A 12804-nucleotide genomic window follows, 5' to 3' on the forward strand; every position below is an offset into this window, starting at 1 on the left:
AGGTTAATCTACCCGACTTTCAGCAAGGCAGCCATGGCTTCCGGTGAACCCGGAGGCGTCGAGGAGAAGGGCGTGGTCAGCATGACCACAATGATGAAGACGATAAAGCAGGCAAACAGAATACAACTTACAGCAAAACCGCGATTGCTTTTCTTCATAAACAGTCGAATACCTGTAACGAATAGAAGTACCGTAATGGCTACCAGAACGATAGAAATTGCAAAATAGGCTACGCCATACAGTGATTTAAAAAATGATTCCATGTCTTCTGAACGCTCCTTAGATCCTCATATTTAAGCCTCTCCAAACCATTCCTTAGTAGCATACGATAGATTGATGCGTTTGAAAAGCAAACCAGGCGCCTGTTCCGGCCTTGAACCAAGCTGATGGACTATATCAAAGGAAAAGGGGCCCTAGCCTTGGACAGACATCCAAGAAAGCACGGCTTCTGTTGAGTATGTATAAGGAAGGACTATTGTTCACGAAAGGAGATCAACCCATGTCGAGACAGCTTGCAAGCAAATGGCTGAAGACAGCGGCGCTGTTGAAATATCCGGTAGCTGCTGTCCACATCCCACAGACGAAGGCGTTCAACTCGGGGAATCTGCTAAACATGCTTAGTCATTATGGAATGGTGTATATCAAACCTATTGTTGGTGGTGGAGGTTACGGTGTCATTAGAGTATCAGCAAGCGGAGGCGTCTATCGGTACACTCATATGAAAATAACCCGTTCTTTTACTCAGTTTAATCAGATGTACCGTTCTCTAATCCGTGTAAAAGCCAGACGGAGATACCTGATCCAGCAAGGCATTCATTTGGCCACCATTCAAGGCAGACCTGTCGATTACAGAGTCAAAGTCGTCAAGACGGAAAGAGGCTGGGTATTCCGTTCAATAGTGGGACGGCTCGCTCGTCCAGGACTGGTCGTGACCAATCTTAGCAAAGGAGGAACGATGCTGTCCGGTAGGAGAGCGCTCGGTTTGTCTCTTCCTCATATTTCTGGAAAACATAAACGTCGCGAGATGCGTTCACTGACACTTACCTGTACGCATATTATGGAAAGACAGTTCCCAGGTGTGGGACAGCTCGGCTTCGATTATGGACTGGATCATTCAGGAAAGATATGGATTTTGGAAGTGAACACCAGACCGCAATGAAAATGGTGACAAAAGCTAAAAAAATCCAAAGAAAATCCGATAGTAATATAGAAGGAAACTAGATGGAAAACGTTTGGAATTTAACAAAAAAGGGTAATTTACTCGCATCAACTCTTGAAACTATGAATTTATTCTAAAAAAAACGCTATGATAATCGTTCTGTTTGATAAGCTACGGTCCTGTGTATAAATACTGTCCACACTATCCACGTTGATCAGTCAACATTTTTACCATTTATCAACAAACTATACACAGGATTTCCACATGACGTTGTGGATAACAAGAACGCTTGTTCTCTTTATAAATCTCTGATATGATAGTTTTGAGGAAAAAAAAGGAAAGGTTGTGGCGGGAAATGGCTATGTTATCCGATGAGATGTTGTTGGATTCCTACCATAAGGCGATTGAGTTGAATCTCGAACGAGATTTCATCGCACTGCTGTTGGCAGAAATCCATAAGCGCAAACTGGGTACCGACGTATCTGCCATTCTTCACTAGAGATCCTCATTGCAGGCAATGTTACAGGTTTCCGGACATGTCCCATAGATTGACAGGCCACAGTGTGCTTGTTTGACAATGGTGACAGTACATCATATGATTGCAAACGTTTTCGGCTTCGTCTGCCGTGTCAGAGGAAGTGTGAATGACGTAGGGGCTGTATGGTCCGGTGTAATCGTCCAATTTGCCGCATTCTGACAGTCCCTGAAGGCAGTGGGGACAAGCCTGCTCCGGTACAACCAGACCGTTACACAGCGGGCATATATAAGACAAGGGTATCCCTCCTGATCTTCAATTCATTCAGGAGTAAGATACCCTTTTTTGTGTCTTTTATGTTCTATATGATTCCATTAGGAATTATCGCTTCATGTTACTGCTGTGTCCCGGGGACAACTTGGCGTCTGGATCGAAGTAAACCTTGGCATTGTTGACTGCGGTTGGTGCTTCACCGAATCCGACAGCAATCAGCTTCAGCTTGCCTGGATAAGTTGTAATATCTCCGGCAGCATAGATACCCGGAATCGAAGTTTCCATGCGGGAATCGACCACGATGGAATTGCTATCAATTTCGATGCCCCATTCTGCGATAGGTCCCAAGGAAGAGACAAAGCCGAAATTGACGATTACATCATCGACTTCAATTTCCTGTGTTTCCTTCGTTTTAACGTGAGCCAAAGTAACCTTGGTAATGCTGTCTTCACCGTGAAGTTCCGTAATTTCGGTAGGTGTAACGATGTTTACCTTGGAATTCATCAGGTTTTCGACACTGTGCTCATGCGCGCGGAATTTGTCGCGGCGATGGATCAGGGTTACTTGCTCAGCGATTGGCTCAAGCATAAGCGCCCAGTCTACAGCGGAGTCACCGCCACCACTGATCAGTACTCTTTTGCCTGCAAAGGCGTTCAGGTCACTGATGAAGTAGTGCAGATTGGTTTTTTCGAATTTGGCCGCGCCCTCAAGCTCCAGACGACGGGGTTCAAATGCACCCACACCTGCAGTGATAATTACGGCTTTGGCGTGATATTCATTCACATCGGTTTTTACAACGAAGTGACGTTCTTCTAATTTCTCTACGGATACGACCTTTTCCTCAAGACGGATGTTCGGGTTAAAATGGCTCATTTGCTCCACCAGATTATTCACCAGTTCCTGAGCGGTAACTTTCGGGAACCCGGCTACATCATAGATGAATTTTTCGGGATAGAGGGCGGCAAGTTGTCCACCAAGTTGTGGCATACTTTCAACCAAAGTAACAGATGCCTGACGCATCCCTCCGTAAAACGCGGCGAACAGACCCGCAGGGCCGCCACCAATAATAAGTAAATCGGTCATGTCATGACCGGCAGTTTGTGCAGTCAAGAATCAACAACACCTTTCTTATTTTAATAGGTAGTTAACAGAAATAATAAAGCCGGGTACGAATGGTAACCAGCGTTTGTTGCTGAACTGTCTTTTTCATTATAAACGGTGTAAACTGGGTTGCAAAGTTGGCAGTTTGATGAATCTGGGAACAATAGATGAAGATCAGGTGAGAATAGGATGAAATTGGAAATGAAAGGTTATGAAAAATAACAAAAAAAACCTTGATCTTTGCCAGAAATACAGATATCCTTGACCTGTACTATGTGTTTTTTTGTCTAATTTAGCCCCAATTTGTAATGTGAAGACAATACCCGCGTTTTGTTGAATCTTGTGTATAATTTCACAATTTTAATCGATAACTTGCATGCAAAAAGTTCAAATAAATTCGCGAAGTTAACATTTGTCGTCATAATGGATAAGACCTCATCAATATGGGTAAGTAAGAGCCTTTTTACAACAAAACAATCGAATGGCTGATGCGAGCGAAACTGGAAGGGGTATAGACATGAGCAGTATTCCCAAAATCGTCATCCTCGGCGCGGGCTATGGCGGGATTCTGACAGCCCAGCGGCTGCAGAAGGAATTGAACTATAACGAGGCCGATGTCACATTGGTGAACCGGCATGATTATCATTATATCACTACACATCTACATATGCCGGCAGCTGGCACAGATACCATTGAACATGCACGGGTCCCGATTTCGAAGCTGATTGACGAGTTCAAGATTGATCTGGTCAAATCTTCGGTGAAGGAGATCCGCCTGCAGGATCGGAAGATTATTCTGGAGGATGGCACGTTATCCTATGATTATCTGATTATTGGATTGGGTGGGGAACCGGAGACCTTTGGTATTCCAGGCATGCTCGATCATGCCATGACAATTCGCAGTATTAACTCGGTCAGAATGATTCGCGAGCATATCGAATATCAGTTTGCCATGTACAAAAACGATAATAAACGTAACCGCATTCGTTTTGTTGTGGGTGGGGCTGGCTTCAGTGGTGTCGAATTCGTGGCTGAACTTGCGGATCGCATTCCTCAGCTTTGCAAGGAATTCGACGTGAATCCCAAAAATGTGCACATCTATAATGTTGAAGCAGCGCCTTCAGCTCTGCCGGGCTTTGATCCGGAACTGGTTGAGCATGCAATGAACGTGTTGAAGAAAAAAGGCGTTACTTTCAAAATCGGTGTTCCGATCAAGCAATGTCTGCCAGACGGAGTCATTGTGGGTGAAGGAGAAAAACTCGATGCAGCAACGGTCGTATGGACCGGCGGTATTCGTGGAAATGCTTTGCTTGAACAGGCAGGCCTTGAAGTGATGCGCGGACGGGTGAAGGTCGATGAATTCCTTCGTGCCCCAGGGCATGAGCACGTCTATGTCATCGGTGACAATTCACTCGTGTTCAACAACGAAGGGCGTCCATATCCACCAACAGCTCAGATCGCGATGCAGCAAGGTGTTAACTGTGCCAAAAACGTTGTCGCTGCCATCCGCAAAAAGCAGCCGCAGCCTTTTGTATTTACAAGTAAAGGTACAGTTGCATCACTGGGGAAAGGTGAAGCTATCGCCGTCGTAGGCGGTAAGAAATACAAGGGTTGGAAGGCGGCTCAGCTGAAAAAGCTGGTGGATCTCCGGTATTTGTTTATCATCGGTGGCATTCCCTTGGTACTGAAGAAAGGGCGGTTTTTTGGATGAGACATTGCAGTGTTCAGGTCAGAGGACTACTCACACGCGAAGAACTGGATCGTTACAACGCCCTGATGCAGGTTGGCGGTTATCTGGAGGAACAGGATCAGTATGATCTGGCTTATATCGTTCAGAAGGAAGTGGATATTCTCATTTTGCCTGCCATTGAGCGGCTTAAGGAGAAGGGACGTGACCGTGACCGGGCAACGGCTGAGTTTTTGGAATCTCTGAAAGCGGTTGATGAAGAGGATCAGGATTAAGCAATCACGTTATCCAAAAGAACCTGAGGCATCCATTTATTATTGAACATTTCATATTCATTCGAAAACGTAAAAGCACCGCTGACCCTATCCTTAATGGAGGTGTCGCGGTGCTTTTTGTGATTTATCCGATTTACAGCTTGAGCATCTCTTCCAATGTTGCTTCGTTCAGCAGACTTCCCACATAGAAAGAGCCGAATTCGCCATAACGGGCACTGACTTCGTCAAAGCGCATCTCGTAAACGAGCTTCTTGAACTGAAGTGCATCATCCGCAAACAATGTAACGCCCCATTCCCAGTCGTCGAAACCAACGGAACCGGTAATGATTTGTTTCACTTTGCCAGCGTAACTGCGGCCAATCATGCCGTGGCTGCGCATCATCGTACGACGCTCGTCCATCGACAGCATGTACCAGTTGTCATTCAGCTCGCGTTTTTTGTTCATCGGGTAGAAACAGATGTATTGCCGCTGTGGCAGGACCGGTTTGAGACGAGCGATGATTTCCGGGTTCTGCATAGGGTCTTCGCCCTCTTTGCCAAGATAATTGCTCAGTTCCACTACACTGACATAAGAATATGATTTGGTGGTGTATTGGGCAAACATCGTTTTGTTGAACGCGTTCTCAACGGCTTTCAGATCTTCTAGCGTTTCACGCAAGTGCATCATGACAAGGTCAGCCTTCTGTCCCACAACGGTATATACGACAGTGCTTCCTTTGGATGAATCCTCTACAGCTTTCCATTCCTTCCAGAATGCCTGAAGCTCGTCCAGTGCTACGGCGCGTTCCTCATCATCTGCTGCTTTCCAGGCCGCCCAGTTAATCGAGCGGAAGTCATGCAGGGCGTACCAGCCCTCCAGTGTTGATGCGGCTTCGTTCATTGAATTGATTCCTCCTGCAGGTTATATTTCCAAATCCCGGTAAGGGACGGTTGAGTACTTTATCGTCTTCATTGTATCCCAACAGGAAGCAGAAGGGCAAATGAAGAGAAGGTGAATATAGGGAAATTTGTCCAGAAAGTTCGTTGCTTCGCCACATTTTTTGCGGTACACTATCTACTATCCGTAGTAAGAGAAACCGAGTCAGTGAAAGAAGAGGTGAACGTCACCCGATGCAGTTTATACCTGTGCTGGTATTGATGGTGTTATTTTTCGTTATGATGTTTGGTATCGGTTTCATTCTGAATATGCTGATGAAGACAACCTGGTTTCCTTCCTATCTGTTCATTATTGTCATTCTGCCTGTCGTCGTGTATTCCTTATGGGATCATACGGCATCGCTGATGTCGCATTTGGGATCTTTCCATATTGTAGACTATATGACGGGCGTAGCTGGACTTGCTGGAGCGCTCATCAGTGGCTGGGCCATTCGCAAACTTCGTCTGGGTGGGTACAAAATGTTTTGATCGGCTAGCCAAATGGCAGCAAACGCTGGACTGCATTTTCCGTAAAGGTCTTGCCTTTGTCGTAAACGCTTACGAGTGCAAAGGGAAGGCTTTTTGGCATGCAGTCCAAAAAATGTGCATGATTATTTGGACATGTCTCATATATATATGGATAACATTTCTCCATATGTTCACTTGTGTTCTAAGGCTGTAGCTTTTATAGTAATCTAGCAACTCTGCGAAAACGTGAATGCTGTCGACCTAGGACGAAACGGAGCGAGAACAGGTCCGTTTTTTACCTGTTTTTGAGCATTTGAGGATCGGACATTTATGATAGAATAGATAAACATACTTTTGGGGAGAAGGAGATCAAGCTATGCGCATGAAGAATTTGCACCATTATACTGAACATCATCGCTACTGCGTATACAGGGAGTTTGGACTTAGTGCCCTGGATGACCGCATGCTCACCGGAGCGTATCAGCCAATGGTAGGTGCCTTTGCGATAGGCTTGTATCGACTGCTGTTTCAGCATCTTCCCGGTGAACAGGTCGGTTACTCGCCGCTTGAACAGCAACGGAGGCTGTTCATGACGCTGGGACTCGAGCCTAGCGAGAAAGGGCGCAAATATTTGGTGGAGCAGGCATCCAAGCTTGAAGCCGTTGGTTTGCTTCAGACTTCACGACTGTATATTCCGGAAAATGACGACTACATTTATGAATATGAGCTGCAACCTCCGCTCTCTCCGGCAGAATTTTTCCGTACACAGCATTTGACACTGTTGCTTCGTGACAAAATCGGCAAGTTCGCCGTACTCTCACTACGTTCCGGTTTTTCGGCGATAGAGAGCGGTGACGCGCCTTACCCGGCAGCAAATAAAGAGAATATTTCCGTTCCTTTTTACGATATATTTGAATTGAATACGCATGTCATTGATTATGAGCTGGAACAGGCGTTGTCGGAAGTGTCAACTTCGGCTCAGCGCAGCGGGATAAGTGGTGCAGCGGAAGAGAATAGCCTGAATTATGCCGACATTATATTGCGTTTTCCGCGTGAGTCGGTCAATCGCCGTCATGTGGAGCAATTGCGGTTCGACCACGAACAGCTCGGCATTGTGAATTATGTGGTGAACAAGTTCAATCTCAGCGTACAGGATGTATGTCGATTGTTGGATGAAGATGATATCTTTAACCCTCAGGGGCAGCTCGTGCTGGATGATCTTCAACACAAGGCAAGCCTGCAGTTCAGACAGACCAAGAAGCGACATGAGCAGCAGACGGTGCAGGCAGCGAAGGTTGTTGCCCTCAGACAGCATATGGAGGAGCCTGAGCGGAAAGAGGATTCCGGTGAACCGCCTGTCGAACATGTGGTACAGATGGAATACTACGTCGAAGTGCCACCACAATTTTCGACCAAGTGTGATATTCATCAATACAACATGATGCTGCGTAATGAGCCCTACACACGATTGCTTCAGACGTTCTTCCCTGGTGCCGTACCGGACAACCTGGTGGACATTTTTGAGAAGATCGACCTCAGCTACAAGTTGCCTGGTGAAGTGATCAATGTGCTGATTCATTATTTGATGGCATTGCTTGTATCCGGTGGTGAGCAAAGAATTAACCGTAACTTTGTTGAGGCCATTGCCTCCAACATGCTGCTCAAACAGGTGAATTCCTATGAGAAGGCGGTACAATACATTCGTGACCAAGCCAAGGTCAAAGGCAAACAGGCTGCTGGTGCAGCTGGAACCCGTTCCCGTACATACGGCAAAGGAACCAAAGCCAAACCCGAAATTCCGATTGTACAAGACATAGGCGCCGACGGCGATGCCGTATCCGAAGAAGAGTTTGAAGAGATGATGAGGTTTGCCCAGCAGATGCAGGCAAGCAAACAAAAGGGAACCTCATAACTTTTATAATAATGACCCAAAAGACGAGTCACCTAAATCAAAGGAGACTCGTCTTTTATTCTTTCAAGGAAAAGAGGAGTGCTCCCGATGGCAAAATGGGATAACATGCTGTCCATGCTTTGGATGCTGCGATCTGGAAGAAAGCTCACCGCCGCTCAGATCGCGGACAGTTTGGAGATTAGCGTCCGCACCGTGTATCGATATATCGACGCATTATGCGCCAGTGGCGTTCCAGTCGTTGCGGAATCAGGCCATGATGGCGGTATTCGTATTCTGGAAAATTTCAAGGAAACGCCATTATTCTTCAACGCTGTAGAGTTGAAGGCACTTGTGGATGCGTTTAAATTTGCCCAAGGTGCTGGCTATCCGTATGTGCAGGAGCTGGAGTATGCGTTGAAGAAGGTGGAGAACGGACTGCACGAGGAGCAGCGCCACGATCTGTCTCGCCAGCAGAGCAGCTTGGATGTCGTTTCTTCAGCGCGTGCCCCTTCTGTTGTTCCGTTGTTGCGGGACTTGGAACAAGCCACGAAAGACGGGCAAACGGTCCGTATGGTCTATCGCAAAGCGAATGCGGAGCAGGCTGACGAACGTGAAGTCGATCCATATGGCCTAGCGTATGACCGAAACGAATGGTACGTTGTCGCGTTCTGCCATCGGTCGCAGGCGATGCGGACGTTTCGCGTCGAACGAATCGAACAGCTGGAGTCAACCGAAGCGAGGTTTGACAAGCCGGAGTCTTTCTCTGCATCCGCATTTTTCTGTGAGCAGTCCAACCAGAGACGGGAGGCAGATGGTCCGATGACGGTTATCCGTATTGAGGGACATCCTGACACGCTTAATGCGGTTTGCAACCACTGGCATCTGCGCCACTATTTGACGGAACGAACCGATCGGGAGGCACGGTTTCTGATCGATGCTCCGACGATGAACAAATACCTACCGACATATCTTCTGACGTTCGGCACGGCCATTCGCATCCGCGAACCACTGGAGTTGAAGCGGCGGATTCAGGAAAAGGCATACGGTATCGCCAAACATTATGAAAACGATCCGAATTGAAGTTTGTTGACAACATTTGTCAGCGAACTTGTTATATGATAAAGACACAGCTGCGGCAGCCAAACCATGTGAAGAAGGGGAAGGTGAATTTATCGATGCTTCAACAACCATACCGACTGTATGATTATCATGTTTGGGCAAATGATCGATTGTTTGCACACCTGGAGCAACTCCCGAAGGAAGTATTCCATGCGGAAGTGACGAGCGTGTTCCCATCCGTATCACAAACATGTGCACACATGTACTTGTTTGAACAGCTCTATATGCTCGTGCTCGCGGAAGTTCCGAACGAGGAGATTTTCCCGAAAATCTCGGGCTGGACAGAAGAAGCACTGGGCAAAACCGTGAATGAGATGCGTGAGCTGTTTGGCAGCGTTGCCGAACGTTTCCGCGATTTACTGCGGCATACGCCTGACCCGGACAAAAAAATGACAATCGAGCATCCGAAATACGGTAAAATGGAAACACATTTTTCGGACATTCTACAGCATGTTGTCAACCACGGGACGTATCACCGGGGCAATGTGACCGCGATGTTGAGACAGCAAGGTTATACCGGTGTGCCAACCGATTATATATTTTATTTGTTGGAACAGCAGAAAGTTCAAGGGTAGTGCCAAACATAAATTAGGCCCTTCCGGCTTCCTGTAGGGAAGCGAAAGGGCTGAATTGATTTCTTGTGAATCTTTTATCGCAGAATCGTCGTTGCTTTATTGCCAGCATAATCTTCGATAACGAGCTTCAGGGAGCTGGTGCTGGATGCAGGCGTGAATGTCAGTTCACTCAGCTTCGTTCTACCCCGAATGATATAAGGGAATTTCTGCGAAACGTAAGTTACTCCGAATTCGCGTGCTACCTCATTTTCATAGACATAGATTTTGTACCAATCCTCCAAATCAGGCAATGCGAGGGTATACTTTCCATCCTTTACCGTAACCTTTTCCTTGGCATATGGTGTAATCTGAGTATCTGCCAGTTGTCCGGTCGTAGTGACTGGATTCTGTTTGCCAATGGCAATATCCAGGACGTAATGTTCACCATTGGTCGGCAGGCCTGTCAGAATGGCAGACTGTTTTCCTTTTTTGACCTGAAGTGTCTTGGTGAAAGGTTCCTTCGTGTACTCCGTTTGGAGTGTAAGCTGGATCGGCTCTTTACCTGGGTTCTTCTTCGGGTTTTTCCAACTGACAATAGCATCGCCATTGTTCTTGAATTTCACATCAATGTCCTGAACAGCTGCATTAAGATCATAGGACAGGACGGTTGCTTCACTCTCGGTACCATCTGCGCCTACAGCACGAATGGACAATTCGCCAGCGGGATGTTTGAGCGTTTTAATATAAAATGTGGAGTCATACACGCCGCCGACATATGCGCCGTTCTCATACAGATTATATTGCTTAACCTTCGAATAGTCCTCGATATCCCATTCGACAACCAACTCATCGGTGTTGGTCAGTGCTTTGGCAATATGGAATCCGGTTGGAGCATTCGGTTTGGCGGCAGAACCGTCGGATATACGAATCTCACCAATGTTCATCTGATATTTTTCAATCGTAGTACCATTAGGATTGAAGGATAGACCAAAAGCTGCAACGGTCTTCCCTTGGTATGCACTCAGATCGAGTGAAGTAGTCTTCCAGTCTGCCGTGTGCTGACCTGAATCTGGCACTTTGACTTTGACCACTTTGGTTGGCTCATCCTCAAATATCAGTCCGACATACATGGAGGAAGCGTCGTTGACAGACGGTTTATTATAGGTGAGTTCCAATTTGGATTGGGCGTTGATCGACAGATCCGTCTTGTACAGACGTAGGAAATTGTCCGTATTCAGACTTCCATTTACGACAAGAGAACTGCCGCCAGTGAACGCACCAACGGAATCATAAGTATAACGAGCACCTTTTTCATAGGTTGGACCATAGTCAAAATCAACAGTGAGTTTGTCACCTTGACTATCCATCCACCACTGCCAGGTGACCGGGATATCCTGAATATTAATATTGGACCATTCGGTTGCATTGGAGACGGTTCCGCCCTCATAATATTTCAGACCGTGGCCTGTATTGAAGTTGGTCACAAAATTGGAGCCATGAATAACGGAGCGTTCGGTGAGGTAAGCGGCGATGCCGTCCCACTTTGCACCAGAAGCATACACGTCGGATAGATCAACGGATGTCGTACGGCGTGCATTGGTTGGGTCCTGATTCGGACCTGACCACCAAGCGCGGTCACGCACAAAGGTCATCCATTGGTACTTATCTTCGGCTCTATGATTCGTGCTGCCATCGCCCATTTCTTCATCCAGGGCATTATGGGTAAAGTCGGCACCAAGCGTTGCAATACTGTTCATCGGTTGACCGTTCTCATCCAGATTGTTACGCAGATCGTAGAGTTGCTTCCAACGGCCAAACTGGTCATTCCCACCTTCGATACCGGCAAATACCGTTTCCAGTGGGTCAAGACCTAAATCTAGGGCATGATCGCGCGAATCGCGCAGCATGTCATGGTTCCACACGTAATTCAGGAAGATCGAATCCGAGACTCTGCCTAATGCAGAATCTTGCACAAAAGGGCTGTTAAGTCCATTAAACTGGTTCTGGTATTGAATTTTGCCTGTTGTATTGATGGTGGAGTCATACCACTGAACATATAGTCCTTCGTCTCTTAAATACTTCATGAATTTCTTGTAGGAAGTAATGTCTTCAGGCGCAACGCCTTTGGCAACCTCCTCCTGATTGAAGAAGTATCCGTCGTAATTATAATACTTTGCCATCTCGACCAGCTTTGCAGCGACAGGGAAATTCCCTTGTTCATCTTGCACAAGCATTTGCTTGTAGGTTTGTGGTCCACGATCGTTGTCTGAGAAGAAGATGTTGGCGATGGAACGGACACCGTTTTTGTGTGCAGCATTGGTGTAGGCTGGATTCGGAATGTTTAAAATGCCAAACTCAAAGTACTTTTCCGTCCATTCCTTATTAGGGTCATACAATTCCTCAGGCACGCCAGCAGAAGCCATACCATGCCAATAGCTATAATAATCTGTGTACTGCCAATAATTAAAGAGGTATTCGCTGAATTCATTAGTGTACGGGGTGCTGTCAAAGAATGAATTGCCATAATCGCCACTCATCGTAAACAGCTGGGTGTCCGGGCTGAGTTCAGGATAAGCCTGCGTAGCCGCAAAGGCATCGTTACGTGGCTGCAAAGGTACATGAGCACGAAGCAGATCACCATGGATATCACTTTCGGGTGTCCAATTCAGAATCTGGGCAGCGGTGTAGCCATGCTGATATGGCTGATTTACTCCCTTGGCGCTGTCACCTGTGTAAGGAAGCGTGTCTCCGGCATAAACGGATGAGGCAATGACTTGTCCAAGCAGAGCCGAAGTGAGAACCATTGCGGTTACTTTGGGGATAAGGCCTTTGGGTTTGTGTTTGCGTGTCATGTTGTTCCTCCTTCAAGTCGAATGAATGTAAGGTA

At 46.8% G+C, this 12804-nt stretch carries 13 protein-coding genes; 8 read left to right on the plus strand and 5 right to left on the minus strand.

Annotated elements, in window-relative coordinates; genetic code table 11:
- Nucleotides 1-8: 8 nt before the first annotated feature.
- Entirely contained in the window at nt 9-263 is a 255-nt protein-coding gene (locus G3352_RS25795) for a hypothetical protein (RefSeq protein ID WP_063566109.1), read from the minus strand.
- A gap of 236 nt (nt 264-499) precedes the next feature.
- Here G3352_RS25795 and G3352_RS25800 point away from each other — a divergent pair, with 236 nt between their 5' ends.
- Together G3352_RS25800 and sda are read left to right on the plus strand one after the other, a co-directional pair.
- The gene (locus G3352_RS25800) at nt 500-1159 is read left to right on the plus strand and encodes a YheC/YheD family protein (protein WP_076290905.1); all 660 of its coding nucleotides are present in this window, start codon (nt 500-502) and stop codon (nt 1157-1159) included.
- 355 nt (nt 1160-1514) lie between these two features.
- Nucleotides 1515-1658: a sporulation histidine kinase inhibitor Sda gene (gene sda / locus G3352_RS25805; RefSeq protein WP_017692430.1), complete on the plus strand. Its 144-nt coding sequence runs from the start codon at nt 1515-1517 to the stop codon at nt 1656-1658.
- A 21-nt stretch (nt 1659-1679) separates the two neighbouring features.
- Here the strand turns inward: sda and G3352_RS25810 are convergent, their stop codons facing one another.
- Together G3352_RS25810 and G3352_RS25815 are read right to left on the minus strand one after the other, a co-directional pair.
- Entirely contained in the window at nt 1680-1931 is a 252-nt protein-coding gene (locus tag G3352_RS25810) for a hypothetical protein (protein WP_072735483.1), read from the minus strand.
- Nucleotides 1932-2015: 84 nt separating this feature from the next.
- A complete protein-coding gene (locus G3352_RS25815; protein WP_240343228.1) occupies nt 2016-2990 on the minus strand; it encodes an NAD(P)/FAD-dependent oxidoreductase in 975 nt (324 codons plus the stop codon).
- A 535-nt stretch (nt 2991-3525) separates the two neighbouring features.
- Here G3352_RS25815 and G3352_RS25820 point away from each other — a divergent pair.
- Together G3352_RS25820 and G3352_RS25825 are read left to right on the plus strand one after the other, a co-directional pair.
- Complete coding sequence (locus tag G3352_RS25820; RefSeq protein ID WP_024632649.1) at nt 3526-4719, plus strand: NAD(P)/FAD-dependent oxidoreductase; 1194 nt, start codon at nt 3526-3528, stop codon at nt 4717-4719.
- Entirely contained in the window at nt 4716-4970 is a 255-nt protein-coding gene (locus G3352_RS25825) for a hypothetical protein (protein ID WP_024632648.1), read from the plus strand. Before G3352_RS25820 ends, G3352_RS25825 begins: the two co-directional genes overlap by 4 nt.
- A 133-nt stretch (nt 4971-5103) precedes the next feature.
- Here the strand turns inward: G3352_RS25825 and hemQ are convergent, their stop codons facing one another.
- On the minus strand, nt 5104-5850 hold the full coding sequence (gene hemQ / locus G3352_RS25830; RefSeq protein ID WP_076290903.1) for a hydrogen peroxide-dependent heme synthase: 747 nt from the start codon (nt 5848-5850) through the stop codon (nt 5104-5106).
- A 230-nt stretch (nt 5851-6080) separates the two neighbouring features.
- Here hemQ and G3352_RS25835 point away from each other — a divergent pair, with 230 nt between their 5' ends.
- The 4 genes from G3352_RS25835 to G3352_RS25850 all read left to right on the plus strand — a co-directional run bounded on the left by G3352_RS25835 (nt 6081) and on the right by G3352_RS25850 (nt 9938).
- Nucleotides 6081-6374 carry a YuiB family protein gene (locus G3352_RS25835; RefSeq protein ID WP_163761055.1) on the plus strand — a complete coding sequence of 98 codons (294 nt, stop codon included), beginning with the start codon at nt 6081-6083 and terminating at the stop codon, nt 6372-6374.
- A gap of 355 nt (nt 6375-6729) precedes the next feature.
- Nucleotides 6730-8265 carry a replication initiation and membrane attachment family protein gene (locus G3352_RS25840; RefSeq protein ID WP_163761056.1) on the plus strand — a complete coding sequence of 512 codons (1536 nt, stop codon included), beginning with the start codon at nt 6730-6732 and terminating at the stop codon, nt 8263-8265.
- An 87-nt stretch (nt 8266-8352) separates the two neighbouring features.
- On the plus strand, nt 8353-9324 hold the full coding sequence (locus G3352_RS25845; RefSeq protein WP_163761057.1) for a helix-turn-helix transcriptional regulator: 972 nt from the start codon (nt 8353-8355) through the stop codon (nt 9322-9324).
- Between the two features lie 95 nt (nt 9325-9419).
- A complete protein-coding gene (locus G3352_RS25850; RefSeq protein WP_163761058.1) occupies nt 9420-9938 on the plus strand; it encodes a DinB family protein in 519 nt (172 codons plus the stop codon).
- Between the two features lie 74 nt (nt 9939-10012).
- Here the strand turns inward: G3352_RS25850 and G3352_RS25855 are convergent, their stop codons facing one another.
- Nucleotides 10013-12769 (minus strand): endo-beta-N-acetylglucosaminidase, encoded by a 2757-nt coding sequence (locus tag G3352_RS25855; RefSeq protein ID WP_163761059.1) that lies wholly within the window; start codon nt 12767-12769, stop codon nt 10013-10015.
- Nucleotides 12770-12804 lie beyond the last annotated feature (35 nt).

The organism is Paenibacillus sp. ALJ109b (assembly GCF_010747435.1).
Lineage (GTDB): Bacteria > Bacillota > Bacilli > Paenibacillales > Paenibacillaceae > Paenibacillus > Paenibacillus taichungensis.